This window comes from Rathayibacter sp. AC182, assembly GCF_979253875.1.
The window spans coordinates 289,376-314,545 of the sequence record NZ_CEEDEK010000005.1 but is presented as its reverse complement, the minus strand read 5'-3'; the positions used below and the strand labels follow the sequence as shown (position 1 = coordinate 314,545).

The window sequence follows — 25,170 nt, the reverse complement described above, 5'->3', positions numbered from 1 at the left end:
CCCGGTGCACTGCACCGGGGCCTCGTCGTGCTCAGCGGAGGATCAGACCCGCTTGAGCGCGATCGTCGCGCTCGTGGTGGAGGCTGCCCGCCGCGTCGGTCGCCTTGGCGGTCACCGAGGTAGGTGCCCACTCCGAACGCCGCGGTGTTGACCGGGGCTGCCACGTGCCGTCGGCGGCGAGGGTCGCGTCGCCGAGCTTCGTCGTGCCCACCCAGTAGCTCACTCCGGTGACGCCCACGTTGTCCGAGGCGCGCGCGGCCAGCACGATCGTGCCGGACACCGACGCGCCGACGTCGGCGACACGATCGCGACGGTCGGCGCGGTGCCGGTCGGCCACCGGGGCGGTGGTCGGCGTCGCGGTCGGCGCCGGAGTGGCGGTCGGCGCCGGAGTGGCGGTCGCAGTCGCGGTCGGGGCGGGAGTCGCGGTCGGCGTCGGCGTCGCGGTCGCGGTGGGCACGGGGGGTCGCGGTCGGCGTCGCGGTGGGGGTGGCCGTGGGCGTCGCGGTCGCGGTCGGCGTGGCGCTGGGCGTCGGAGCGACGGTCCCGCCGACCTGGTCGGCGCCCGCGGTGCGGCTGCCGAAGGTCTGGCCGTCGATGTCGGTGCGGGCGCCGGTCAGCGAGCCCCATCCCAGGATCTGGGTCTGCGCGCCGTCGAGCACGTGCAGGTCGCCCGCGGCGGAGGAGACGGAGGCCGGGGCGCCCTGCACGTTGCCCTGCTGGTTCAGCAGCGTGGGCGTCTTGCAGAGCTTCGTGTTCCACGCCTCGACGATGGTGTTCGTCATCGGGCTGGTGCAGGAGGAGAGGTAGCTGACGATGTTGCGGTCGAAGACGGTGTTCGCCGCTCCGCCCACGCGCAGCGCGCCGTTCTCGAAGGTGTTGTTGCGGATGTAGAGGTTGCTGGCGGTGACCTCGCGGAAGTCGGCCACGGAGCCTCCGCGGCAGTCGGCCGTGACGACGATGCAGCCCGAGACGAAGTTCGACTCGACCGTGATGTCGCTCATCCCGTCGCCGGCGCCCGGCGAGACTGGATGCCCGCGTTGTAGCAGTTCTTCAGGACGTTGCCGCGCAGCACCACCTTGGTGCTCTCGAAGACCTGGATGCAGTCGGCGTGCAGGCCGTTGTCGATGTTCTGGTCGTAGTTCTGGACCCGGTTGTTCTCGATCAGGCCGTTGGTGGTGCCGCCGACCTGGATGCCGTCGATCGACGAGCCGTTCTCGAAGGTCGAGTTCTGCACGATCACGTTCGCGCTGCGCACGAAGATGCCGGAGCCGTCGATGTGCATGCGGTCGACCGTGATGCCCGAGCCGTAGGTGTAGAAGGTGCTGCGGGAGTAGATGTCGTTCCACACCGTGTTCGCCGCGTAGACCTTCGTCGACCCGAGCACCGGCGAGGCGCCGGGTGCGGGCATGACGACGACGGGAGCGGCGACGGTCGCCTTCCCGGCCTTGATGGTCACCGTCGGGTAGGTGCCGGAGGTGAGCAGCACGGTGTCGCCGGGGGCGGCGTTCTGCACCGCGGTCACGAGTGAGCAGGGCGCGGCGGCGGTGCAGACCGTGCTGGTCCCGGTGGGGAGGCAGCGGTTCGCCGCCGCGAAGCTGGGCGCGGCCGCGAAGAACGCGGCGATCACGACCAGCAGTGCGGCGAGAGTCGCGCTGAGCGTTCGAGTCATGGGCGTGGGGTCCAATCGGGGAAGGTGTGAGCGGGGACTCGGGGCGGGGAAAGGAAGGAGGGGCCGTGGCCGCGAGGCGTATCGGCCGAAGGGGGGACCGACTCCGTACACTGGGCGCGGCGGGAGCGTCCCCGGCGGTCGACCACCCTGGGGGACGAGCGCTCGAGCGCCCGCCTGGACCAACCGGAGCGGCGAACGCCCGCACCGGCGTAGGACGAGGACGGCTCCGAGACGGGGCCGGGAACGGCAGTGCTGTGAGCGGAACGGGTTCGCGAGTCCGGACGATCCTCGGAGGCGTGCGCAAGCGCACGGCTCCGCTCCTGAAGAGCCCGGCGGTGCTGTCGCTCGGCGCCCGGGCCGTCTTCGTCGACGCCGCCCGCCTGCGCCGGGCGCGCCGCGCTCCGCAGGCCGCGGCCCAGGGTCGCGCGATTCTGATCGCGCCCCCGGTGCCGGCAACATCGGCGACGCCGCGCTCGTCGGCGCGTTCCTCGAGAACGTGGCCGGTCCGATCACGGTCATCACCCGCTACCCGGGCGACATCCGCGTGCCCGCCGAGCACGCCGACCGCGTCGAGATCGTCTCGCTGGGCACTCTGCTCTACGGCGGACTGCCGAGCTTCGTGCGCGACCTCCGCCGCTTCCGCTCGATGCTCCCGGGCACCGCGTCCGTCTCGATCGTCGGCGCCGACATCATGGACGGCGCCTACAACTTCCGCGCCTCGACCAGCCGCGCGGTCGTCGCGCAGCGCCGCCTCCGCGGGCGTCGACACTCGCGTGCTCGGCTTCAGCTGGAACGGCAAGGCGCACCCGGCGGCGCTCGCCGAGCTGCGGGCGGCCGACCGCGCCGGCACCACGCTCTTCCTCCGCGACCCGCTGTCGGTCGAGCGCGCCCGACGCGACGGACTCGACGCGCAGGCCTCCGCGGACATCGTCTTCTCGGCCCGCTCCGTCGACAGCGAGCGGGCGAGCACCGAGCTCGACGCCCTCGACACGAGCGCCGGCATCGCGATCGTCAACGTCTCGGGCCTGATCGACACCGATCAGACCGGCGCGTACGTCGAGATCATCGGCGGCCTGCGCGCGCGCGGCCTCGCCGTCGTGCTGCTGCCGCACGTGATCAAGCACGGTCCCGACGACCTCGCGGCCTGCCGCAAGGTCTACGCGGCGCTGCCCGACACGACCGGCGTCGCCTTCGTCGAGGACGTCCTGAGCCCGGCCGAGGTGCGCGGCTTCACCGAGCGCGCCACCGTGACCGTCACCGGTCGCATGCACCTCGCGATCATGTCCCTGATGAAGGGCGTGCCCGCGATCACCCTCGCCACGCAGGGCAAGGTCGAGGGCCTGATGGCCATGTTCGAGCTGCCCTACCTGTGCGTCGAGCCCGGCGACGGGCTCGCGACGCGCGTCGGCGAGGCGCTCGAGCGCGTCCTCTCGGACCGCGACGCCGTCTCGTCCGCGATCCTCGCGAAGCTGCCCGCCGTGCAGGAGCTCAGCGCCGCGAACTTCGCCGGCCTGCCCGCACCTGAGCGGTGCGGGCGGCGGCTCGCGGGGGTCGTCGGCACGGGGCGTCCTTCTGGGCGTCGAGGTCGGGTGGAGGACCGCTCCGATCCGCGGCACTGCGGGGACGTCGGGCCTCTGGGGCAACGGCCGGACACGTCTCCGGCGCTTCTGCAGCGACCATAATCGCGGCCTTCGAACGCATGTTCCCGATGAGCGTTCCTCCGGATCGCTGACCCCCTTGACGGGGCGCGGGCCGATCGGACGCGCCGTGGCTGCTCGGAGCGGCGCCGCGAGCAGGTGATCCGGACGGGCGCACGCGCCGTCGAGCCGCCCTCGGCCGGCGCGATCCTCCAGGGCTCGCGGAACGGCGTTCGGCTCGCGGGATCCGGGGATCCTGCGAGCCGAACGGGCTCCTGCGAGCCGGAGGTGGGAGTCCGGTCGCGGCGTCGACCAGGCGCCGCCCGCTGAAGCGGTCGATCGACGCCTCGCGCGCCATCGCCCTCTCGTACATCCGGTGGAACGGCTCCGTGAGCACCCCGTTGGTGGCGTCGAGCGAGTCCTGCCACGCGACGATGTCGCCCAGCTGCGCCGTCAGATCCGCGCAGCGCCCTCTCGTCGACGGTGGTCGACTCGCCGCCCGAGACCACGACGCGGCCCGCCACGATGACCGTGTCGATCGACGAGCCGTTCTCGGAGTAGACGAGCTGGTTCTCGAGGCGCTGGCGCGGTGTGAAGTTCAGCGTCTCGAGGTCGAACAGCACGAGGTCGGCCTGCTTGCCACCTCGATGCTGCCGGTGACCCCGTCGAGAACGGCGCTCCGTGCGCCCTCGATCGTGCCCGCCGTCAGCACCTCGGCGACCGTCGGCCACGAGGCGAGATCGGGGTCGGTCACCTTGTGCAGGCAGCGCCGCGGCCTTGATCACGTCGAGCATCCGCGGGGAGTCGCTGCTCGAGCAGCCGTCGGTGCCCAGGCCAGGTTCACTCCGGCGTCGTGCAGGGCGCGCCAGGGTGCGATGCCCGAGCCGAGCTTGAGTTCGAGAGCGGGTTGTGCGAGATCGAGGTCCCGGCGGCGGCGACGCGGTCCATGTCGGAGTCGGTGAGCCAGATGCCGTGCGCGAACGTGGTGTTCGGCGGAGGGCCCCGATCCGCTCCATGTACTCGACGAGGGTGCCCCGTACGACTCCCGCCCGGTGACCAGCTGGGTCTTCGTCTCGAGGACGTGGATGTGGCACTCCGCGCCGTGCTCGAGCGCGAGCTCGGTCGCTCCGACCAGCAGCTCGGGCGCGACCCGCTGGGGCGCGGAGGGGCGACCATAGCGAGCGCAGCCGCCCGCCGCCCCGTCCGTGCTGGGTCGCGAAGGCCTCGCGGCTGAACGCGAGGTACCCGTCGGTCGTCGGCCGCGACGCCGCCCGCGCCGACCTCCGAGGACGTCGGCCGGCAGCAGCTCCTCGAGGAACGGCATGGTCTCGAAGAAGGGCTTGCTGATCACATGCCCCGAGATGTTCGCCCGGATCCCGATCTCGTCGTACGCGTCGAACACCGCGGCCAGCTGCGCCGCGTCCTGATCCGGGTTCTCGAGCACGTCGTCGACCAGCGTCGTCACGCCCGCCTTCAGCGACTCGAGCGCGAACAGCAGACGAGCGCAGCCGCACCAGGTCGGGAGCGACGCGACTGTCGCCCAGGATCGGGTACGAGAGCAGCATCCACAGCTCGAGCGGCAGGTTGTCGTAGCGCCCCTTGTAGAGGTACTCCCACGAGTGGGTGTGCGCGTTGACGAAGCCGGGGGTGACCAGGCGGTCGCGGCCGTCGATCACCTCGTCGCCCGGCTCCGGCGCGAGCCCCGGGCCGATCGCGGCGATCACGTCGTCGACGATGCGGATGCTCGCCGTGATCGGCACGGCACCCGAGACCGGGTCCATGGTGATGACGGAGGCGTCGGTGATGAGCAGCGGCATGGCGGTTCCGTTCGTGGTGCGGTGGTGCGGATCGTGGAGGAGAGAAGAGAGGAGCGGAGTGACGGGGCCGGCTACCCGAGGACCGGCTCGCGCCGCGCGCGGCGACCGCTCCAGGGCCTCGCGGCGCTGCACCCACTCGTCGGCGTCGCCGCGTCCGAGCAGCAGGTAGGCCAGACCGGCCGAGACGGCTCCCGCCAGCCACGAGACGTCGATGCCGCCGAGAGCGGTCGCGGCCGGGCCCTGCAGCGCCGGCACCGAGCCGTTCATGAACATCCAGGTCAGCGTCGCGCCGATCGCGAACGAGAGCAGGGCTCGCCAGCGCACGTCCGGGAGCAGCGGCGAGCCGACCGGGGCGAAGAGGTGGCCGAACAGAGCGCACGCGCTCTCGAAGACCGCGTAGTGCACGAGCACGATCGCGCCCCACGGAGCGACCCAGCCGACGAGTCCGACCAGCCAGGCGTCGAGCGTGGTCGCCAGGTCGTCCTGGAAGACGAAGAAGACGGAGGCGGCGAACGCGAGCACGCCGACGATCAGGCTCAGGGTGCGGCGGCCCAGGCGCACGTCCAGGGCCTGGGTGGCCATGCTGAACGAGTAGATGTTGAGGACGTTGGTGGCGATGGGGCCGTGCACGACGAGCAGGAGCACCGGGATCGCGAGGGCGCCGAAGTTGTCGACGATGAGCTCGCCCGGGTCCACGCCGCCGTTCTTCGTCGCGAGCGTCGCGCCGAGCAGGCCGAGCCAGACGACCGGGATGAACTGGCCGAGCACGCATGGCGAAGTAGAGCTTGGGCCGCGAGGCGCGCGGGCTGACGAAGCGGGAGTAGTCGCCGGCGTAGGCGAGCCAGGTGAGGCCCCAGCCGATGCCGATGGCGGTCATCACGATGGACATCGCGGCCAGGCGGTCACCGCCGGTCAGAGCGCCCTCGGCGGGTCCGGCGTAGGACCAGTCGATGTCGAGGAAGAACCACGCGACGATCGACATCACCGCGAGGACCACCAGGGTCGGCGGCACGGTCCAGCGCTCGAACGCGGCGATCGCGCGGTAGCCCAGGAAAGAGATCGCGACCTGGATCGCCATGATCACGGCCGCGACGGCGATCCGCCAGCCGACGTTCGACGCCTCGGGATCGACCAGACCCACCGAGCCGAGCAGGGCGATCACGAGGTCGAGCACGATCCAGGTGTTGATGGCGCACCATCCGATCACCACGACCGCCTGCACGGCGGCGGGGGCGTAGTTCCCGCGGCGGCCGAAGACCGCCCGGCCCAGCAGCATGCCCGTCACGCCGGTGCGCTGGCCCAGCAGCACGAAGAAGCCGAAGACGGCCATGCCCACGACGTTGCCGAGCACGAGCACGGTGACGGTGTCCCAGAGGCCCAGGCCCATGTTCACGCCCAGCGCGCCGAGGACCCAGTTGATCGGGGCGATGTTCGCCCCGGCCCAGATCCAGAACTGGCCGTCGATCCGGGCGGTGCGCCGGGAGTCGGGGAGGGCGCGAGCGCTCTCCTCGGAATCGGTGGTGCCGTGCAGGGCGTCGGTGCTCATGGCGGGTCCTCTCGGAGTGAGGTGGAGCAGGAGGGGCCGGGCGGCGGGGAGCGTGCACGCGGTCGGCGGATGAGCCCACTCTGCTCCCGAGCGGTTTCGCGCGCCGCGCACCCGTGTAAATTCGCCGTGACGCGAGAGGACGTTCTGCATGGCCTACCTGCTCGCGGATGCGCTCCGCGACCCCGCCTGTCGGCCGCCCTGCCCGTCGTGGTCGCCGGAGGCCCCCAGGCGCAGCGCTCCCTGATCCGCTGGGCGCACGCGAGCGAGCAGCTCGACGTGGGGCCGCTCCTCCTGGGCGGGGAGCTCCTGCTCATGGAGGGCGTGAACCTCTCGCTCGAGCAGGATCCGGCGGAGTGCCGGCGGTACGTGGAATCCCTGGTCGCGGCTCGGATCGGGGCCCTCGCCATCGAGCTGTCGACCCGGCTCCTCCGTGCCGGCACCGCTCGTGGCCGCCGCCCTCGAGCACGGCCTGCCCGTGCTCTCGCTCTCCCGCCGCGTCCCCTTCGTCCAGGTGTGCGAGAGCATCAACACGGCGCTCACCGAGCAGAAGTTCCGGAGTCTGCGCCTGGCGGACAGATTGTCCGGTCTGCTCGGCGAGGCTGCCGCCGCCGAAGCGGGCGTCGAGGAGCTGCTGCAGGTCGTCGCCGCGGAGACCGGAGCGAGTGCCTCCCTCGTCTCGCCGACCGGCGAGCCGATCGCGCGGGCCGAGCCCGGCCGCGGCGTCGACACGACGCGCACGGCGGGCGCGTTCTCGGGCGTCCTTCGGGCGGGCGACTCCCTGCTGGGCACCCTCTACCTCCGGGCGCACGCCGACGCGGACGTGCACCCGGTCGCCGTCGCGCTGGATCGCGCCCCTGACGTGCTCGCGATCGCGGTCCTGCGGCACCGGCCGCCCGCGATCGCCGAGCGCCTCGCGGCCCAGCTCGTTGCCGTGCTCACCGCGACCGAGCAGCCGCCGTCGGTGGACCTCCAGGTCGACGCGTTCCTCGAGCGACTCGGCGCCGGCGGGCGCGAGCGCTACCTCGGGGTGTCGGCCGACGCCGGGCACGACGAGCGGTCGCTGCAGGAGGTGCGCGGCGCGCTGCGTGCCGTGGCCGAGTCGGAGCCGGTGCTGAGCGTCGTGGGCACCGAACTGCTGGCCCTGCTGCCCTTCGCGAGCGCGGCGGCGATGGAGGCGGCCCGAGCGGTGCTCCTGGAGGGGGTCGAGGGAGCGGGGCCCGTGTGCGTGGGCAGCGGCATCGGCGATCAGCGCTCGCTCGCGCGGGAGCTCGCCGAGGTGCGGGGAGTACGGGAGTGGGCGCTCCCGGGCCGCGTCGTCGACGCGCGGCAGCACCGGCTCGAGCGCTTCGCGAGCACACTGCGCGACGCTCCCGCCGCCGACGACTTCGTCGAGGACCTCCTCGGCCCCCTCCTCGCCCAGCGGCCCGACCTGCTGGCGACGCTCGGGACCTACGCCTCGCTCTGGGGCGGCAAGACCGCCACCGCGGTGGCCCTGGGCATCGGAGGCAGACCCTCTACGACCGGCTCGAGCGGATCGAGAGCATCCTGGGTCCGCTGGACGCGTCCCCCGCGCGCACCCGCGCGATCATGACGGCGGTGTTCCTGCACCGGGCGAGGGCGGCGCTCCCGCGCTGAGGGTGCGGCGCGGGAGCGGTGCCGTCACTCCTCCTCGGCGACGATCTCCGTGTCGGTCTCGTCGGCGCGCTCCCGCAGCTCGTCGGCCATGGCGCCCGCGCCCTCTGCTCCGTGGTCGTGGTCGACCTGCTCGACGAGGCCGCTCAGCTTCTCGTCGTTGCTCGCGTCCTCCGCGCCGTCCATGACGGGACCGGTCTGCTCGTTCTCGCTCATCAGTGGCCTCTCTCGCCGCGTCCTCGGAACGGCCGCGGGACTCCGACGCTACGGCTCGCCTCCGCTGCGCGCTCGACCTGACGGGCGGAGCGGGTCGTGGGAGGGGACGCCGAACGGCCCGGCCCGCTCCGCAGGGAGGGGACCGGGCCGTTCGCCGGGACGCCGCGCTAGCGGAGCGTGATGGTGACCGGAGCGCTGATGCCGGTGTTGCCGGCGGCGTCGGTCGCCCGGGCGGTGAGCGGGAAGGTCCCGCGCAGGCCGGCCGTGGTCGTCGTCAGCTCCCAGGTGGTGCCGGTCGTGGCCGTCGCGTCGCCGACCTTCAGGCTGCCGAGGTAGAAGGCGACAGCCGTGACCGGCGGTGTCGTCCGTCGCGGTCACCGTGGCGGTGGTGATGCCCCGGATCACCGCACCCGAGACGGGCGACGTGATCGCGACCTCGGGAGCGGTGGTGTCGACGGCGGGCGGCTCGGTCGCTCCGGGCTCCTCGGTCGGGGCCGGGATCGGCGTGGTCGACGTCGGGACCGGCACGGGGACGGTCGAGGTCGGCGTGGGCGTCGGGGTCGCGGTCCGGAGTCGCGGTCGCCGTGGGCGAGGCGGTCGGGGCGGCGGTCGCCGTCGCGGTCGCCGAGGGGGTCGGCGCGGGTCCGCCGGCCTTCGCCGCGTGGGCTCCGGCAGTGTTCCGCGAGAAGGCGGAGCCGTCGATGTCGCGCGCGGCGGGGCCGTGGATCCCCAGCCCTCGACGAGCGCCTCGTCGCCGTCGACGAGGCGGAGGTCGCCGGTGTCCTCGGAGACGAAGCGCGGGCTGCCCTGGATGTTGCCCTGCGCGTTCCGCAGCGCAGGCGCCTTGCAGAGCTTCGTGTTCCACGACGACACGATGGTGTTCGTCATCGGGCTGTCGCACGCGGCCAGGTAGCTGACGATGTTGCGGTCGAAGACCGTGTTCGTCGCGCCCCCGACGCGCAGCGATCCGTCGACGAAGGTGTTGTTGCGGATGAGCAGGTCGCTGGCCGTGACCTCGCGGAAGTCGGCGGCCGAGCCTCCGCGGCACTGCGCGGTCTTGACGACGCAGCTCTGCACGAAGTTCGACTCGACGGTGATGTCGCTCATGCCGTCCCCGGCGCCCGGCGAGAAGATGATGCCCGCGTTGTAGCAGTTCGAGAGGGTGTTGCCGCGGAGGGTGACGCCGGTGCTCTCGAACACCTGGATGCAGTCGGCGTGGAGGCCGTTGTTCTTGTCCTGGTCGTAGTCGCGGACGGTGTTGCCCTCGATCAGCACGTCGGACGCTCCGCCGACCTGGATGCCGTCGATGGAGGAGCCGTTCTCGAACAGCGAGTCGCGGACGACCGCGCCGTCGTTGCGGACGAAGAGCCCGCCGCCGTCGAAGTGGGCGGACTCGATGCTCTGGTTCGCGCCGTAGAGGTAGAACGTGGTCGACACGGCGATCTCGGACCAGACGATGTTCGCCACGTAGCTCTTGACGCGGGTGAGCACGGGCGAGGCCCCGGGAGCGGCGGTGACGACGAGGGGCTGGGCCGCGGTGGCCTTGCCGCCGCGCAGGGTCGCGTCGGGGTAGGTGCCGGTCGTGAGGCGGACGGTGCTGCCCGCGGGGGCGCTCTGCACGCCGGTGGAGAGGGCGCACGGCGCGGCCTGGCTGCAGGCGGTGCCGGTGCCGGTCGGGGACGTCCAGCGGTCGGGCACCGCCGCGGTGGCAGCGGGAGCGGTGACGAGCGCCGCCACGAGGACCACGAGGGCGAGGAGGGCCGCGCTCAGGGATCCGCGCGGGGAGGTTCTGGACGGTGCTGTTCTGGACAGGGCGGGTCCGGACAGTGCTGTTCGGGAGTGGGCTGCTCTGGGCATGGGTGTCGTCCGATCGACTCGTGAGGGCGAGGGCGGTGCCCGGGGAGCGAGGGGAGGACCTCGTGATCGTTCGGCGGCCCGGGGCCGCCCCGGTGAGGGTGCGGCCCCGGCGTGCGCGTCACTGCGTTCCGGGCGGGCGGTGCGAGTGGCTGTCGTGCGGTGGAGGGGCTGCGCACTGTGCTGTCAGTGCTGGTCGTGCTGGTCGTGGGCGTGCGTGCACCGGGTGCATCGGGTGGGGAGGATGCGCCGGGCCGCTGTCGGGCGGTCGTGAGCGCCTCGTCGGCAGCGAGGGCCGACGACCGTCCGGTTCGGGGCCGGACGGAGGAGTGGAAGTGGGCTTCGAGCGCCTAAGTTAGCGGCGCGAGGTTTCCACTTCGTGACGAACAGGGGCCGATCCCGCACCGACACGCCGAGGCCGTACCCCCAGAACGAGGCGATACGCCGCGATCGTGGAGCGCGCGATGGCGTCCCACTCCGAGTTCCGCCAGATCGGCCCGCTCGGGGGCCTCACGCGTGTCGAGCCACTCGAGCGCCTCGTCGAGGACCGGGCGGTCGAACGTGCCGCGGTAGAGGCGCACCCACTCCGGACCCACGAGGGCCGCCAGCTCGTGCATCGACCCGAGATCCGGGACGAGGACGGGGCGGTCGGCCGAGACGGCCAGGATCGCGGATCCCGAGTTCTGGATCGCCGAGTAGGGCAGCACGACGAGGTCGCTCGCGCGCAGCCAGAGCGCGATCCGCTCGTCGCTGAGGAACGCGAGCTCCAGGCGGATGCGGGGGTCGCCGCCGACGGCCTCCTCGATCATTCCGCGCAGTGGTCCGCGCGCCGGATTGCCGGCGACCGCGAGCAGCGTGCCGTCGTCCTCTCGGGCGCGGAACTGCTCGATCAGGGTCGGGATGTTCTTGTACGGCCGGATCTGGCCCACCGACACCACGAGGCGGGCGTCGGGGTCGAGCCCGAGCTCCGCGCGCGCCTCGGCGCGGCTCGGCGAGAAGTCGTAGTCGTGGCGGTAGTGCCCGTGCGGGGTGACGAACGCCGGCACGTGGGCGAGCTCCGGGTACGAGACGCGGATCGCCGACACGCCCTCCTGGGAGAGGCAGATGATCGCGTCGAGGTTCTCGGTCAGCAGTCGCCGGTACCAGTTCCGCAGGAACGGGGTCGCCCGCTCCTCGTGCGAGGTCACGTTGTGCGCGGTCCAGATCAGGCGCGTGCCGCGGAGCCGGGCGATGCGGAGGAAGCCGAAGAAGAAGACCAGGCGGGCGACGACGCGGTAGCGGCGGATCCCGCTGAGGAACGTGAGGTCCGGCCAGTGCAGGTGGACGATGTCGATCTTCGAGGTCAGCAAACGGAACCACGAGAGGTCGCGCACGAGCGCTCCCTCGGCCGTCATCGCCGTGTAGAGGCGCTGCGTTGCAGGGGTTCGCGTACCGGGTGCGGAACGCGGGCTCCGCCTCGACGACGAGGCGTCGGCTCACGGCGCTCTCGGGCGTGAGGAGGCCGCGCAGCCGGGTGCGCAGCCGCGAGCGGAGGGTGCGGGTGCCGCCGGCGATCATCGGGCCGCCTCCGTGGCCGCACCGGTGCCGGGGACGCGGCCGAAGAGCGTGCGCTCCGCCTCCGGGTACCCCACGCGCCAGTCGGCGCGGCGCTGCCAGACCTCGGTCCAGGCGCGACGCTTGCGCCGCGTCGCCGTCCCGAGAACCGTCCGCACGAGCGCACCGGCCTGGAGCAGGGCGATGCCCGCGCGGGCGGGCAGCGGCTTCCAGGCGAGACGGATCATCGTGGCCTTGCCGGCCATCACCATGCACATCTTGCGGCCCGAGTTGCCCTCGGTCGCGGCGTCGCGCGTGGAGGCTCCGACGTCGTGCACGATCACGGCGGTCGGCACGATCACGGGTGCCAGGACCCGCACGGCGGGCGCGAATCGAGAACTCGGCGTCCTCGCCGTAGAGGAAGAAGCGCTCGTCGAGACGGCCGACGCGCTCGTACTGCGCGCGCTCCATCAGGAGCAGGCAGCCGGTGATGATCGGCACCTCGCGGACCGTGTCGCGCTGCCAGCGGCCGAGCGACTCCGGATCCAGGAGCGGGTTGCCGCGGAAGGCGGTGGAGAGCATGGTCGCGTAGGTCAGGAGCGACCACAGGCTCGGGGCGCCCCAGCACGAGGACGGATCGACCGCGCCGTCCGGTCGCAGGGTGCGTCCGCCGTAGACCCCGTAGCGGGGGTTCGCGACGGCGAAGTCGAGCAGCGCGCGGAACGAGGCCGTCGAGCACGAGGGTGTCCGGGTTCAGCAGCAGCACGTAGCGCTCGGTCGCGGCCGCGACTCCGCGGTTCACGCCGCGCGCGAAGCCGAGGTTGTCGCCCGCCTCGATCACGGTGGCCTCGGGGTGCGCTCGCGCGGATCGCCTCGGCGCTGCCGTCGGCGGAGCCGTTGTCGACCACGATCACGTGCGGGGGCGTCCGGAGCGTCGCCGCGGGGGATCGAGTCCAGGCACGCGAGCGTCTTCTCGCGGGTGTTGTAGCTGACGACGACGATCGCCAGGCTCGTGTCGACGGCGGTCGCGCTCGCGGACCCCGTCGTGCTCGCCGACTCAGGCACCGGTCGCCTCCGGTCGCTGCCCGATGACCTTGGCGGGGACGCCGCCCGCGATGCAGTTCGCCGGGAGGTCCTTGGTGACCACCGCTCCGGCGCCCACGATCGCGCCGTCGCCGATCGTCACTCGGCCGTGACGACCACGTTCGCTCCGAGCCACACGTCGCGGCCGATGACGATGTCGCGCTCGACCTTCGCCTGGTCCATCACCGGGGTGCCCTGCACGATGCCGTAGTTGGACGCGGTGACCGTGACGTTCGGCGCCAGGAGGCACTTCTCGCCGAAGGTGATGCGGCCGGTCGCGTTGCCGGCCCACACGAGCGAGTTCTCGCCGATGTAGGTGCCGGCGCCGATCGTGATCCGCTCGGCGTTGCGGAACGACACGTTCGGCGCGAACGACACGTCGGCACCGCGCGTGAGCCGCGGGACCTGGTCGGCGTGGCTGTACGCGTGGAGTGCAGCAGGCGCACGGCCTGCAGGTAGGTGCGCACCTTGGTGAGGGTGCGCAGCGGTCCGCCGCCCTGGCTCATCGGGTCGTTCCGTTCTCGGAGGAGGGAGTGGTGGTCGTGCCGGGGAGCTGCCCGCGGGCGCCTCCTCGGGCCAGTCGACCGGCGGCACGCCGAGCTCGTGGAGCGAGCGCACCACCGAGTCGACGAAGGCGCGGGAATCGAGGTCGGCCCTCACCTGCACGGCGAAGTCGAGGCGCTTGAGGTAGGAGCTCGAGAAGAGCGCCGCCTCGTCCGAGGGCTCGGTGGTGGGCCACAGGGTGAACGCCTCGACGAGGGCGTGCCCGAAGTAGCGCGGGCGGAGGAAGACGGGCAGGTAGGACGCGTAGCCCTGCCAGTCGCGGACTCCGCGGGTGATCCCGGACTCGCCGGTGATGCTGGCCTGCTGGATCTGCTCGTGCACCGAGGCGATGCTCTCGTGCAGGCCGAGGCCGACGGGGATCGAGACGCGCGCCATGGTGATGTGGTTGCGCTTCTCGGCCGTGCGGTCGCGCTGGGGCGAGATGGGCACGAGGGTCGCGATCTCGCTCCGCTCGGGGTGCATCGCGGCGAACGCGTGCAGCCCTAGGGCGACGGTGAGGTCCGAGAGCGTCCCGCCCGCGCCCCGGGCGGCCGCCTTCGCGGCCTGCACGGGCACGGTGATGATCGCCGCGTCCTTGGGCTTCACGGTGCGCTGGACGAGTCCGGACCGGCGGATCCACACGTCGCGGGGGCTGCGGATCAGCCGGCCGCCGACGCGGCGCAGCCGCTTCTTCAGGGGCTTCCGCTTCCAGTCCGCCCACTCGTCGGCGAAGGAGTCGTAGGACGAGGCGATGGTGCGCCGCGCGGCGATCGCGAGGCCCAGCGGCCCGCGCGGAGCCGGGGGATCGTCGGGGAAGCACAGCGGGTGCCCGCCCGACGGCGCGACGTCGTACGGCTTCTCCTCGGTGAAGGTCGTGAAGAGCATCAGGCCGAACATGCCGTCGCCCATCACGTGCTGGATCCGCATCGGGAACGCCAGCTGCCCGGTCGAGAGCTCGACGACGAGGATGTCCCAGAGCGGGCCCTTCGGGTCCATCGGACCGTTGAAGAGGCCGGTCAGCAGCTCCGTCCGGCGCGGGTCCCACTCGACGACCCCGGGGTGGAAGCGCACGTGGTCGCGCACGTCGACGGAGTCGGCGAAGACCCAGGAGGGGGTGAAGAGGCCCAGGGGCGCCCGCACGAGGCGCTGGCGCTGCGCCGGCGAGGCGACGATGAACCGCTCCCACGCGGTGAGGACCAGCTCGCGGTCGAGCGAGCCGTCCTCGCGGCGGAAGGGCGCGCTCTCGACGACCATGGTCGCGACGGGCGGGCGGCCTCGAACGCGATGGCGTTGCTGACGAACTTCTCGTCGAGCGTGCGCAGGGGCTCTGCGTGCGCTCGACCGGATCGACGGGGGTGCGGGTCATGATCGGGCTCCCTGCGGGCGGGTCGGAGTCGGGTCGGTCGAGCGCGTCGTGCTCACCCGGCGTCGGGCGCGGTGCTCGCGGCGGCGGGCAGCCGGAGGGGGTCGGCGGGAACTCGTCGACGAAGACCGAGCCGGACAGGCGCAGGTGGCGGGAGCGGAGGTAGCCGCGCAGGATCCCGTCGAGCATTGCGAGCTCGTCGCGCGCCCCGCGTCCTCGGCGCTTCGCCGAGCGGAGAGTCGGCGCCCGCTGCGGACGGCCAGCGTCGCCGGTCAGGCGCGCGCCGATCAGCGGTGACAGGCGCCACCACTTGCCGACGAGGGCGCCGAGCCCGAGTCCGTAGCCCGCATCAGGCGCCGGTAGGCGGACGGATTGCGCGTGTTGACGTGCAGCACGACGCTGTCGGGCACGAAGACGGCCGTGCCGCCCGCCTTGAGCGCCCGGCAGAAGATGTCGAGGTCCTCCGCTCCGGCGAGGAACCGGCCCGCGCCGAGCACCTCGTCGAAGCCGCCGAGCGAGAGCAGCGTGCTGCGGCGGAAGGCCATCACCGCGCCGTGGCCGGCGTCCAGACCCCTCACCGCGGTGCGGTAGACGATCCGGTCGGTCGGCGGCACGTCGGTGCCGACGAGCGTGTGGTCGAGCATCCGGCCGGTCGCGACCGTGACCCGAGGCTCGGCGAACGCGTCGATCAGCGCCTCGATCCAGCCCGGAGTCGGCGAGCAGTCGTCGTCGGTGTAGACGAGGATCGCGCGCTCGCTCGCCGCGAGGCCGACGTTGCGGGCGATCGAGAGGCCCTTCACGTCCGTCCGCACGTAGCGCGCGCCCGGCGGCGAGGGCGACCTCACGGGTGCGGGAGTCGGTCGAGGCGGAGTCGACCACGATCACCTCGACGGCGGGGTCGGTGCCCGCGGCGATGGCGGCCAGCGCCTCGCGGAGCATGTCCGGCCGCTCGCGGGTGCAGAGGATGATCGAGACGTCGCTGGGGCTCACGGGCGGTCGTTCCTCGGGTGCTCGGTGGGTGGGGCGGAGTCGTCCTGCACGAGCCGGATCGCCGCGCGGTAGGCCTCGACGAGGTCGATGCTCGCCCGGTCCCAGGTCAGCTGGCTGCGGTTCGCGAGGGCGGCGCGGCGCATCCTCGCCAGCAGCTCGCGATCGGAGGAGACCAGGTCGAGGTGCGCGGTCAGCGCCTCCACATCGCGCGGCTCGTGCACGAGTCCCTGCACGCCGTCCTCGAGGTTCGCCCCCGCGGCGGAGGAGACGAGCGGCACGCAGCCGGCCGCCCTGCGCCTCGGAGGTCACGAGCGCGCTGCCCTCCTCGATGGTCGGCAGCACCAGCACGTCGGCCTCGAGGAACACGCCCGCCGCGTCGGGGGTGAAGCCGCGCAGCTCGACCGAGGGCTGATCGAGCAGGCCCGCCAGGCGGTCCCGGTACCCGGGGTGAAGTCGCCGTAGACGAGGAAGCGCCCGACGCCGTCTCGCCCGGGAGGCGCGCCACGCCTGCAGCGCGTAGAGCAGGCCCTTCCGCGGCTCGATGCGGCCCATGTAGACCGCCGTGAAGACGTGGTCGGGGTCGTCCACGCGGATCCGGATCGATCACGCGCTCGGTGTCGACGAGCGCGCCGGTAGCGGTGGCGCAGGAGCTTGCGCGGGGAGAAGCCCTTCTCGAGGAAGGTCTGCTCGACGGAGGCGGACGGCACCAGGATCGCGGTGGCCGAGGACCACTCCCGCTCCTCGCGGCGCAGCCGCACCGCGTTGTACGTGTGCGGGGAGCCGGGCGGCGGCGTGATGCCCAGCCGCTCGTACTCCTCCATGACCACCTCGAAGGCGTGCGCGGTGTGGGTGTTCGGCGCCTCGCGGACGGAGGGCACGCCCCGGCGGACGGCCTCGTCGAACGTCCGGGCCGAGCCCCACGGCCAGCCGTGCACGACGTCGTACTCGCCCTCGGCGAGGATCCGGGCGGTGACGCGGTCGTGGTGCGCGATCGAGCGGCTGCGCCCGAAGAGGCGGTGCGGGAGCCGCACCCCGCCGACGGTCAGCGTGGTGACGGCGCGCGCGACGGGGCCCGGAGGGCCGCGATCGAGGCGGCGACCACGGTGACGCGGTGGCCCGCGTCGGCCAGGGCCCGCACCTGGTGCAGGGCGGTCCAGCCGATCCCCGGCGAGCCGATGGCGTGCGGGAACAGAGTAGAGGATCGACAGCGTCGGCTCGGTACCGCGGGCCGTCACGGGACGAGCGTCGGCCGCGCCGTCGCCAGGGGTCGCGGAGCGGTCCTCACGGGTCGCTGGGCGGTCGTGGTGGTCTGCGGCAGGCATGGAGCACTGGTGCTCATCATCCATGCGTCTCCTGTCGTGAGGGCGGCGCGCTCAGGAATGAACAAGGACTACCATCCTCGTCCATCTGAGAGGGAACGCAAGTCCGCACCCGGCTCGGCGGGTCGGACGTCGGCCAGACTTGGCACAGTCGCAATACTTCCGGCATCGCTGTGCGGTGGGTTATGGTCACAATGAGTGTGTCGGGGCACCGCACTCGCGGGGTCCCGGTTCTCTGCCCGTTCCGACCCACTTGCAGGCATGCCCGGAGGACGGCGCGGAGTCGAGCCCACCCGGTACCGCCCCGGTGCGGTGCCGTCGCCCCGTGCGACACCCTTCAGATCCGCCACACGCACCAGGTCCGTCCTCGTCTCCAGACGTCGACAGCCACACCACACCGTTCCGCCATTACCGCCGTGATGGACGGAGGCGTTGCTCGCATCGTTTGCAGCAGCAGTGCAACCTCCGAGCACGCGGCGCGTCGCCCGAGGTCCCACACCTCGCCGTCTGGAAGTCGAGACCGAGATGTCCGTCCCCCTTATCTTCGAGTGCTCTGGAGCTACAAATGGCTCCTCGCCTTCGGCATCGTCGTCGCCGTGCTGGCCGCGATGGTGGCCGGCTACACCGTCAAGGACGGGGAGGTCGTCTCGCGCGCTGAGGCCGCGTACCGCTCCGACACCACGATCCTCCTGGGCGGTGGCCCGCAGAACCCGTTCGCGGCGATCGAGCCCGGGGAGCCGATCACCGAGGAGCCAGTCCGAGGCCCAGCAGAACGACCTCACCAACACGGCGGTCATCTACGCCTACCTCGTCAGCGGATCCGAGATCCGCGCGCAGGTCGAGGCGGCCATGGGCCTCACCGACACGGAGGCGCTGAGCGCCGTCCGCACCGCACCACTCAGCCGGCCGGCACCGAGCAGAACCCGGGCCGCTTCAGCCTCCCGATCCTCTCGATCGTCGGCGAGTCGACCGACCCCGACCGCGCCGTCCTCATCTCGCAGACCGCGTCGCAGATCTTCCAGGCCTACGTGGGCGCCCAGCAGGACGCCGCGGAGTCGCTCCCGAGCAGCGCGTGACCCTGTCGGTCACCGACCAGGGCACGGCCGTCGAGCAGGAGGGGTCGAACCCGATCATCCCGATCGCCATCACCGGCATCGGCGTGTTCCTCGCGTTCATCGCCCTCGCGTTCATCCTCTACAACATCCGCATCTCGCGGGAGCGCGTCACCGCGAACCGCCAGAGGCCCGCGTCGCGGCGAGTCCTTCCGCCGCGGTCCGGCGCTGACCGGCGCCCCCGAGGGCCAGCGCTCGGCCGGTGCCATCGGCTCGGCCACCGAGAACCCCGCCGGGGCGGGTGAGCTCGCCTCCTCCGGGAAGCGCAGCGCCACTGACGCGGACTCCTCAGATGAGCACCAGCACGAGAACGAAGCCGGTGAAGGGGCCCCGCTCCCGATCCCGGGCAACGACGACCCCTACGCGGGCGAGATCCTCGTCCGCCGGACGCTACGATCCGAGCGGCCATCGCGACCCTGCTCCTGGCGGGGGTCGCGGTGGCGGCGGTGCTACTACCTCAACCCGCTCATCGCGGGAGCCGCCCTCTTCGGGATCTCGTTCCTCTACCTCACGCGCAAGCTCGTCTTCAACTGGACCGGCGCGTTCATCGTGCTGCTCGGCGTGATCATGTTCATCCCGGTGCGGTACTACTCCCTCCCGATCCCGATCGGCTTCGCTCTCGAGCCCTACCGGCTCGTGATCGTGCTGATGGTCGTCGCGGCGATCGTGGCCCTCCTGATCGACCCGGCGTTCGTCTGGCGCCCGGCGGCGTTCGGCTGGCCCCTCGCGATCTGGGTGGGCACGAGCCTGCTCTCGATCGCGGCGAACGTCGAGTTCATCGCCGAGGGCGGCCTCGGCAGCGGCGTGGCCGGTGCGATCGTCACCGACGTGCTGATGCTGTCGGTGTACTTCGTCGCCCGTCTGATGATGCGCAGCGAGCACCTCGTCGAGGGGGTCCTGACCTTCCTCGTGTGGACGGCCGTCCTCGTCGCGTTCTTCGCGGTCCTCGAGCGCGCCACGCAGCAGAACATCTTCACGCGCCTGGACCAGTTCCTCCCGCTCGAGCGCCTCGGCGCCGAGCAGGAGGCGTACCGCGCGGGCGGCTACCGCTCCTTCGGCTCGTCGCAGCACCCGATCGCTCTGGCGGTCATGTTCACGATGATGATCCCGATCGCGGTCTACCTCTCGAAGTGGGCGCGCTGGCCGCTGAACGAGATCAACCGCCGCATCGTCTACTACGGCGCGATCCTCGCGCTGCTGCTGGGCGTCGTGACCGCGGTGTCCCGCACCGCGATCGTCACCCTCGGCGTGATGTTCCTCATCACGCTGATCCTGCGGCCGAAGGTCGGCGGGTACCTCGCACTCGGAGCGATCCCCGTGCTGGGCCTGGGCTTCCTCGTCATCCCGAAGATCCTGACCGACATGATCGGCTCGTTCCTCGACCCCGAGGCCCTCATCGCGTCGCAGTACACGTCCGCCGGCATGGCCGGAGCGGGCCGCCTCGCCGACCTCGAGCCGGCGATGGCGATCGTGCGCGAGCACCCGTTCTTCGGCACCGGCGTCGGCAGCCGCATCGTGGTGGGCGACGACAAGAACGCGTTCATCCTCGACAACCAGTGGCTCGGCACGCTGATGGACGCGGGCGCCGTCGGCGTCATCGGACTGGCGGTGCTGTTCCTGGTGCCGGTCATCATGCTGCTCCGCTACTCGTTCACGAAGACCAGCACGCCGCAGTACGCGAGCCTCGCGTTCGCCATCGCGATCCTGCTGATCGGCTACACGATCGCGGCGTACTTCTACGACGCGTTCGGTTTCTACCAGGCGTTCATGCTCTTCTGGGTCTTCCTCGCCATCGGGGCGTGGACGCTCACGGAGGCGCCGCGGAGCACTCCGCGCCGGCGCCTGGCACCCGAGGACGCGGGGCACGTGTCGGCCTTCGTCCGGCCCCGGCCGCAGCCCGAGAACGGACCCGCGATCGGGCCCCGCCTCGGCGGCCCCTCGTCGGACCACGTGGTGCGCAGACCCGCTCCCATCGAGTCGTGAGCATGCGCGTCAGCGTGGTCGTGCCCGCGCACGACGAGGCGGCGGTGATCGGACGGCTCCTCCGGGTGCTCGTGGACGGCGATCCCGAGGGGCGCCTCGAGATCGTCGTCGGAGCGAACGGCTGCACCGACGGCACCGCCGAGGTCGCCCGCGCCGTGGATCCCCGGATCCTCGTCGCGGAGACCTCGACGGCCTCCAAGACCGCCGGGCTCAACGCGGCCGACGAGCTCGCGACGGTGTTCCCGCGGATCTACGTGGACGCCGACGTGAGCGTCTCGGCCCAGACGCTGGTCGCGCTGGGCGACGAGCTGGCCCGCTCCGGCGGACCGCTCGTCGCCGCACCGGAGTTCCACGTGGACACCGAGGGTGCGTCGTGGCCCGTCCGCGCGCACTACTCGATCTGGGAGCTGTCCGACTACCGCGTGAGCGAACTGGTCGGCTCCGGGATCTACGGCCTCTCCGAGGAGGGGCGGAGCCGTTTCGGCGCGTTCCCCGACATCATCGCCGACGACCGGTTCGTGCAGCAGCTGTTCGCTCCCGAGGAGCGGCTGACCCTTGCGGGTCGCTCCTTCTCGGTCAAGGCTCCGCGCCGCATGCGCAACCAGATCAAGCGCACCGTGCGCATCGCCATCGGCAACGCGCAGCTCGCCGCGTCCGGCCTGGTGCCCGACCGTCCCGCTCCGGCGGGCGGCGGCATCGCCGCGCTGGTGAAGCGCGTCGTGCGCCGGCCCGCTCTGTGGCCGGCCTTCCCCATCTACTGCTACGGCTATCTGCGACCGCGCCTCGAGGCCCGGTCGATCATCGCTCGAGGAGGCGTACCCGAATGGAACCGCGACGAGACGACGCGCGCGTGACGGGGTCGACCCCCGCAGGCGGCTCCTCCGCCCGGCCCCGCGCCACCGACGACCAGATCGAGGCGGCGATCGACGACACCGCCCACACGACCGAGACCCTCGCCACCGACGCCATCGCGCAGTCGCCCACCGTCGGCGACGGGCCGAACCTGCCGCCGAAGAAGCCCGACTCCCTCGGGCACAAGGCGAGCCGCGGCGTCATGCAGACCCTCGGCGGCCTGTGGGGCAAGACCGCGATCCAGATGCTCTCGACCATCGTCCTGGCGCGACTGCTCGCGCCGAGCGACTTCGGTCTGCTCGCGATGGTCACGGCGATCGTCGGCGTCGCCGACCTCGTCCGCGACTTCGGCCTCACCGGCGCGATCATCCAGTCGAAGAAGATGAGCGACACGGTCTGGCGCTCGGTGCTGTGGCTGTCGGTCGCCCTCGGGATCGTCGGCACGATCGTGATCGCGGCCTGCGCGCCCCTGATCGCCGCCCTCTACAACGAGGACCGACTGATCGTCCTGACGCTCGCCGTCGCGCCGACCCTGCTCATCAACAGCCTCTGCATGCCGCTCCAGGCGCGCGTGCAGAAGGAGATGCGCTTCGGCCTCATGGCGAAGATCGACGTCATGTCGATGCTCGTCGGCGTCGTGGGCTCGATCATCGCGGCGTTCCTCGGCTGGGGCGTGTGGTCGCTGATCGTGCTCCAGGGCGGGGCGCTCGTCTACCGCTTCATCGCCCTGTGGGTCGCCGCGCGGCCCAAGTTCGGCCGTCCGCGCATCGCGCGCGAGGTCGTCCCGCTGGTCACCACCGGCGGCAGCATCTTCGGCGTTCAGCTGCTCAACTACGCGGCCCGCAACCTCGACAACGTCATCATCGGCCGCCAGCTCGGCGACGGCGTCCTCGGCCAGTACTCGCGCGCCTACTCGCTCTTCCTCCTGCCGCTGCAGCAGCTCAACGGCCCCCTGGGCCGCGTCGCGCTGCCGGTGCTGTCCTCTCTCCAGGACGACGGCGAGCGGTACCGCCGCTACATCCGCGGTGCCCTGCTGGTCGTCGGCTACCTCACGCTGCCGACGTTCGGCGTCCTCGCCGCCCTGTCGGGTCCGCTCGTCGAGCTCCTGCTCGGCCCGCAGTGGACCGCCTCGGCGACGATCCTGTCGCTGCTGTCGATCGCCGGCATCGCGCAGGGCATCGGCAACGTGCAGGGCTGGATCTACATCTCGCTCGGCCGCGTGCACCGCCAGCTCGTGTACTACGTGGTCACCCGCCCGATCGTCATCGGCTCGTTCTTCGTCGGCATCTGGTGGAACGGCGTTGAGGGTCTCGCGCTGCTCTACGGCCTCACGACCCTGACCCTGCTCATCCCGGGCTTCTACCTGGCGATCCGCGGCACCTTCATCACGGGCTCCGACATCGTGGTGCCGGTCCTTCGCCCGGTGCTCGTGGTGCCGTTCATGTTCGCGGCCGCGTGGATGATGGGCCAGTACACCGACCTGCCTGCGATCCTGCACCTGATCGTCGGCGGACTCGCCTCGCTGGTGCCGCTGGCCGTGGCGATGCTGATCCCCGCGTACCGCCGCGACCTCGACCAGATCCTGGCGTTCGTGAAGCAGGTCAGGAAGCCCAAGCCCAAGGGCCCCAAGACCCCGGCGCCCGCTCCCGCCGCCGAAGGAGGCGCCGCATGACCCGCTCCCTCCGTCCGCTCCGGCTCGTCGCCGCGGTCGCCGTGGCCGCCGCGCTGCTCGCCGGCTGCACGTCGTCGCCGGCGCCCGAGGAGTCGAGCGGGCCCGCGCCCGCCGGCGCCCTGCCGTTCGAGGCGGGCACGATCGTCGCGATGGGCGACTCCATGACGGCGGCGGTCGCCGCGTGCGGTCAGAACAAGCCCTGCCCGAGCGCCTCGTGGGCCACGGGCGAGGACGAGTCGGTCGACTCCATCGCGCGCCGGGCCGGCGAGGCCGTCGGCGCGGTGCCGACCATCGAGAACGTGGCCGCCAAGGGCGCGACCTCGGCCGAGATGCCGCGTCAGGCCGAGAAGGTCGTCGCGGCCGATCCTGACCTGGTGCTGTTCCTGATCGGGGCCAACGACGTCTGCCGCAAGCGCAGCAGCGAGATCACGACCCCGGAGGCGTTCCGCGCCGCCGTGGACACCAGCCTCGCCACCCTCGCCTCGGGAGCCCCGGAGGCGACCGTGTTCGTGTCCTCCATCCCGGACCTGCTCTCGTTCTTCGAGGTCGAGCGCACGAACCCCGAGGCCGTCGAGCGCTGGAGCGGCAGCTCGAACTGCAACTCGCTCCTGTACGAGCCCGCGAACGACGACGCCGAGTCCGTCGCGCGCCGCGCCAACGTCGACACCACCATCGACGCGTACAACACGGCGCTGTCCGAGGCGTGCGCGGCGGTCGCGAACTGCGTCTACGACGGCGGAGCGCTGCACGACTTCGACGTCACGCCCGAGGACCTCTCGGACGTCGACCACTTCCATCCGTCCCTCGCGGGCCAGGGCCGCATCGCGGACACGGCCTGGACGGCGCTGCTAGCGAACGCGGGCTGAGCGCCCGCACCACGTCGAACGCCCCCGACCGCTGCGAGCGGGCCGGGGGCGTTCGTCATGGGTGCCGGAGGAGCGGAGTGCCGCCCCCGACGCGTCAGGTGGTCGTCTGGCGCGTCGCGGCGCGGCTCCCGAGGACGGGTGCCGTCCGGCCCTTCCGAGCGCGCGCACGGCCGGGAGTGAACCGGAACGGCGCGACGTCCTCGACGCGGCCGGTGGTCGCGCTGGCGGCCCGCAGCAGCAGCTCCGGCGTGAGCTCCTCCGGTGCCGCGGCGATCGCGAGTCCGCGACGGTCGAGCTCGCGGGCGATCTGGATCTGGTGGTCGTCGATGTGCTCGCCGCGCGCGACGAGTCGCGGCACCAGGATCGGCACCTTGCCCGCCTCGATGGCGGTGACGGCCGCTCCCGTGCCGGCGTGGGCGATGACGACGTCGGCCTCCTCGACGGCCTCCTGCAGCTCGTGGTGGGGCACGCTGGCGCGGCCCTCGATGCCGTACGACGAGACGTCGGCCAGACCCGTCTGCCAGAGCACGTCGGCGCCCGTCAGGAGCGGCACGGCGGCGGCGATCAGCCGGTCGAAGGGGTAGAGGTCCTGGGTGCCGACCGAGATGACGGCCTTGCCGATCGTCTCGACGGGCCGGATCGGCCCGGTGGTGAAGGCGTCGAAGATCGAACCGCCGAACTGCCAGCGCTCATCGGCCCAGACCGGGTACTGCGAGTAGGTGTTGACCCCCGGGAAGCGCGAGACGATGCGGCCGGTGATCGAGGGGCCGTCGGCGCGGGCCGCACTCTCGATGTAGTGGCACTCGATCCCGCGGAGGGACGCCTCCGGCATGAAGGAGACGGCGGGGCTGGATCCGGTGCTGAAGACGGCGGAGTAGTCGCCGCGGTTCAGGATCTTGTGCGCCATCAGCGCGTTCTGCGCGATCGGCATCGCGTCGCGCGGAGCGGCGAAGCGGCTGAACGTGACCCGGCGGTCCTCCAGGAGCGAGCGGCTGAGGCCGTTGTCGAAGGTCACCCGGTGCTGGTCAGCGGGATCGATGCCGAAGCGGGACGCCAGCGTGAAGAGCTGTTTCAGGTGCCCTCCACCGGAGCAGACGAACAGGAACTGTGACATGGGGACCCTTCTCCTGACCGGGGGAGCCTGCTGGGCTCGGCGTCCGGAGGATGCTGTGTGTGGCGGCAGTGCGGGGGTGGGGCGGTGTCGCGGTGTGCGGGAGCCGGGGCTCCACTGCTCTCTTCGGAGCCGTCGCACCACCGGAGGGTTCCGGCGCGGGCCGGAGCGGCGCTCAGGGCAGGGGGGTGGGCCTGCGCTGCGGGGCGGTACTGGTCGGGTTCGGGTGGTGCCCGTGTCGGGCGGGTTCGCTGGGGGCGACGTCAGGGTTCGACGCTGGCGGGCGGGTGGCCGTCCGGAGACCGCTCGTCCTGGGGTGCGATCGCGCATCGGGACGCGGATCGGACGGGCGGGCGGCGATGCCACCCCCAC

General features: G+C 72.2%; 25 protein-coding genes and 3 pseudogenes. 10 read left to right on the top strand and 18 right to left on the bottom strand.

All coding sequences use genetic code 11. The features are described 5' to 3' along the window. Positions 1-31 precede the first annotated feature (31 nt). Positions 32-457 carry an Ig-like domain-containing protein gene (locus tag AC0CII_RS11915; RefSeq protein WP_465229547.1) on the bottom strand — a complete coding sequence of 142 codons (426 nt, stop codon included), beginning with the start codon at positions 455-457 and terminating at the stop codon, positions 32-34. A gap of 23 nt (positions 458-480) precedes the next feature. Between AC0CII_RS11915 and AC0CII_RS11910 the strand changes: the two genes are divergently transcribed. Continuing rightward, entirely contained in the window at positions 481-807 is a 327-nt protein-coding gene (locus tag AC0CII_RS11910) for a hypothetical protein (protein ID WP_465229546.1), read from the top strand. Positions 808-997: 190 nt separating this feature from the next. Here the strand turns inward: AC0CII_RS11910 and AC0CII_RS11905 are convergent, their stop codons facing one another. Next, positions 998-1,669, bottom strand: coding sequence for a right-handed parallel beta-helix repeat-containing protein (locus AC0CII_RS11905; RefSeq protein WP_465229545.1), 672 nt, complete (start codon positions 1,667-1,669; stop codon positions 998-1,000). A 296-nt stretch (positions 1,670-1,965) separates the two neighbouring features. Between AC0CII_RS11905 and AC0CII_RS11900 the strand changes: the two genes are divergently transcribed. Beyond that, positions 1,966-3,351: a polysaccharide pyruvyl transferase family protein gene (locus tag AC0CII_RS11900; RefSeq protein ID WP_465229544.1), complete on the top strand. Its 1,386-nt coding sequence runs from the start codon at positions 1,966-1,968 to the stop codon at positions 3,349-3,351. 553 nt (positions 3,352-3,904) lie between these two features. Here AC0CII_RS11900 and AC0CII_RS11895 read toward each other — a convergent pair. The 3 genes from AC0CII_RS11895 to AC0CII_RS11885 are packed head-to-tail and all read right to left on the bottom strand — an operon-like array spanning position 3,905 to position 6,669. After that, positions 3,905-4,060, bottom strand: a complete 156-nt coding sequence (locus AC0CII_RS11895) for a hypothetical protein (RefSeq protein ID WP_465229543.1) — start codon at positions 4,058-4,060, stop codon at positions 3,905-3,907. 27 nt (positions 4,061-4,087) lie between these two features. Further along, positions 4,088-4,771: a hypothetical protein gene (locus AC0CII_RS11890; protein ID WP_465229542.1), complete on the bottom strand. Its 684-nt coding sequence runs from the start codon at positions 4,769-4,771 to the stop codon at positions 4,088-4,090. An 8-nt stretch (positions 4,772-4,779) separates the two neighbouring features. Then, entirely contained in the window at positions 4,780-6,669 is a 1,890-nt protein-coding gene (locus AC0CII_RS11885; protein ID WP_465229541.1) for a cytosine permease, read from the bottom strand. A 69-nt stretch (positions 6,670-6,738) separates the two neighbouring features. Between AC0CII_RS11885 and AC0CII_RS11880 the strand changes: the two are divergent. Continuing rightward, positions 6,739-7,074 (top strand): annotated as a pseudogene (locus tag AC0CII_RS11880) (PucR family transcriptional regulator ligand-binding domain-containing protein); the annotation flags it as partial. 25 nt (positions 7,075-7,099) lie between these two features. Then, entirely contained in the window at positions 7,100-8,260 is a 1,161-nt protein-coding gene (locus tag AC0CII_RS11875) for a helix-turn-helix domain-containing protein (protein ID WP_465231099.1), read from the top strand. Between the two features lie 68 nt (positions 8,261-8,328). Here AC0CII_RS11875 and AC0CII_RS11870 read toward each other — a convergent pair whose 3' ends face one another. The 12 genes and pseudogenes from AC0CII_RS11870 to AC0CII_RS11815 form a co-directional block, all read right to left on the bottom strand. Then, positions 8,329-8,517: a hypothetical protein gene (locus AC0CII_RS11870; protein WP_465227613.1), complete on the bottom strand. Its 189-nt coding sequence runs from the start codon at positions 8,515-8,517 to the stop codon at positions 8,329-8,331. 48 nt (positions 8,518-8,565) lie between these two features. Further along, positions 8,566-10,374 carry a right-handed parallel beta-helix repeat-containing protein gene (locus AC0CII_RS11865; protein ID WP_465229540.1) on the bottom strand — a complete coding sequence of 603 codons (1,809 nt, stop codon included), beginning with the start codon at positions 10,372-10,374 and terminating at the stop codon, positions 8,566-8,568. Positions 10,375-10,721: 347 nt separating this feature from the next. Continuing rightward, positions 10,722-11,765: a glycosyltransferase gene (locus tag AC0CII_RS11860; RefSeq protein ID WP_465229539.1), complete on the bottom strand. Its 1,044-nt coding sequence runs from the start codon at positions 11,763-11,765 to the stop codon at positions 10,722-10,724. Positions 11,766-11,924: 159 nt separating this feature from the next. Further along, positions 11,925-12,266, bottom strand: a complete 342-nt coding sequence (locus tag AC0CII_RS11855; protein WP_465229538.1) for a hypothetical protein — start codon at positions 12,264-12,266, stop codon at positions 11,925-11,927. Continuing rightward, positions 12,263-12,745, bottom strand: coding sequence for a hypothetical protein (locus AC0CII_RS11850; RefSeq protein ID WP_465229537.1), 483 nt, complete (start codon positions 12,743-12,745; stop codon positions 12,263-12,265). The genes AC0CII_RS11855 and AC0CII_RS11850 overlap by 4 nt, the downstream gene beginning before the upstream one ends. Beyond that, positions 12,742-12,969: a hypothetical protein gene (locus AC0CII_RS11845; protein WP_465229536.1), complete on the bottom strand. Its 228-nt coding sequence runs from the start codon at positions 12,967-12,969 to the stop codon at positions 12,742-12,744. The genes AC0CII_RS11850 and AC0CII_RS11845 overlap by 4 nt, the downstream gene beginning before the upstream one ends. Beyond that, positions 12,962-13,090: a hypothetical protein gene (locus tag AC0CII_RS11840; protein WP_465229535.1), complete on the bottom strand. Its 129-nt coding sequence runs from the start codon at positions 13,088-13,090 to the stop codon at positions 12,962-12,964. Before AC0CII_RS11840 ends, AC0CII_RS11845 begins: the two co-directional genes overlap by 8 nt. Beyond that, on the bottom strand, positions 13,087-14,784 hold the full coding sequence (locus tag AC0CII_RS11835; protein ID WP_465229534.1) for a wax ester/triacylglycerol synthase domain-containing protein: 1,698 nt from the start codon (positions 14,782-14,784) through the stop codon (positions 13,087-13,089). Before AC0CII_RS11835 ends, AC0CII_RS11840 begins: the two co-directional genes overlap by 4 nt. A 396-nt stretch (positions 14,785-15,180) precedes the next feature. Further along, positions 15,181-15,738: a glycosyltransferase family 2 protein gene (locus tag AC0CII_RS11830; protein WP_465229533.1), complete on the bottom strand. Its 558-nt coding sequence runs from the start codon at positions 15,736-15,738 to the stop codon at positions 15,181-15,183. 1 nt (position 15,739) lies between these two features. After that, a pseudogene (locus AC0CII_RS11825) lies at positions 15,740-15,883 on the bottom strand (glycosyltransferase family 2 protein); the annotation flags it as partial. Further along, positions 15,880-16,161: a glycosyltransferase gene (locus AC0CII_RS11820; protein WP_465229532.1), complete on the bottom strand. Its 282-nt coding sequence runs from the start codon at positions 16,159-16,161 to the stop codon at positions 15,880-15,882. The pseudogene AC0CII_RS11825 and the gene AC0CII_RS11820, both read right to left, overlap by 4 nt. A 73-nt stretch (positions 16,162-16,234) precedes the next feature. After that, positions 16,235-16,435 (bottom strand): annotated as a pseudogene (locus AC0CII_RS11815) (hypothetical protein); the annotation flags it as partial. A 1,315-nt stretch (positions 16,436-17,750) separates the two neighbouring features. Here AC0CII_RS11815 and AC0CII_RS11810 point away from each other — a divergent pair. The 6 genes from AC0CII_RS11810 (at position 17,751) to AC0CII_RS11785 (ending at position 23,687) form a co-directional block, all read left to right on the top strand. Then, positions 17,751-18,278, top strand: coding sequence for a hypothetical protein (locus AC0CII_RS11810; RefSeq protein ID WP_465229531.1), 528 nt, complete (start codon positions 17,751-17,753; stop codon positions 18,276-18,278). After that, entirely contained in the window at positions 18,275-18,559 is a 285-nt protein-coding gene (locus tag AC0CII_RS11805; RefSeq protein ID WP_465229530.1) for a hypothetical protein, read from the top strand. Before AC0CII_RS11810 ends, AC0CII_RS11805 begins: the two co-directional genes overlap by 4 nt. A 304-nt stretch (positions 18,560-18,863) precedes the next feature. After that, complete coding sequence (locus AC0CII_RS11800) at positions 18,864-20,297, top strand: O-antigen ligase family protein (RefSeq protein ID WP_465229529.1); 1,434 nt, start codon at positions 18,864-18,866, stop codon at positions 20,295-20,297. 2 nt (positions 20,298-20,299) lie between these two features. After that, entirely contained in the window at positions 20,300-21,151 is an 852-nt protein-coding gene (locus AC0CII_RS11795) for a glycosyltransferase (protein ID WP_465230882.1), read from the top strand. After that, positions 21,148-22,821: a lipopolysaccharide biosynthesis protein gene (locus AC0CII_RS11790; protein WP_465229528.1), complete on the top strand. Its 1,674-nt coding sequence runs from the start codon at positions 21,148-21,150 to the stop codon at positions 22,819-22,821. Before AC0CII_RS11795 ends, AC0CII_RS11790 begins: the two co-directional genes overlap by 4 nt. After that, positions 22,818-23,687: an SGNH/GDSL hydrolase family protein gene (locus AC0CII_RS11785; protein WP_465227625.1), complete on the top strand. Its 870-nt coding sequence runs from the start codon at positions 22,818-22,820 to the stop codon at positions 23,685-23,687. Before AC0CII_RS11790 ends, AC0CII_RS11785 begins: the two co-directional genes overlap by 4 nt. A gap of 94 nt (positions 23,688-23,781) precedes the next feature. Here the strand turns inward: AC0CII_RS11785 and AC0CII_RS11780 are convergent, their stop codons facing one another. After that, positions 23,782-24,801, bottom strand: a complete 1,020-nt coding sequence (locus AC0CII_RS11780) for a glycosyltransferase (protein WP_465229527.1) — start codon at positions 24,799-24,801, stop codon at positions 23,782-23,784. Positions 24,802-25,170: the final 369 nt, after the last annotated feature.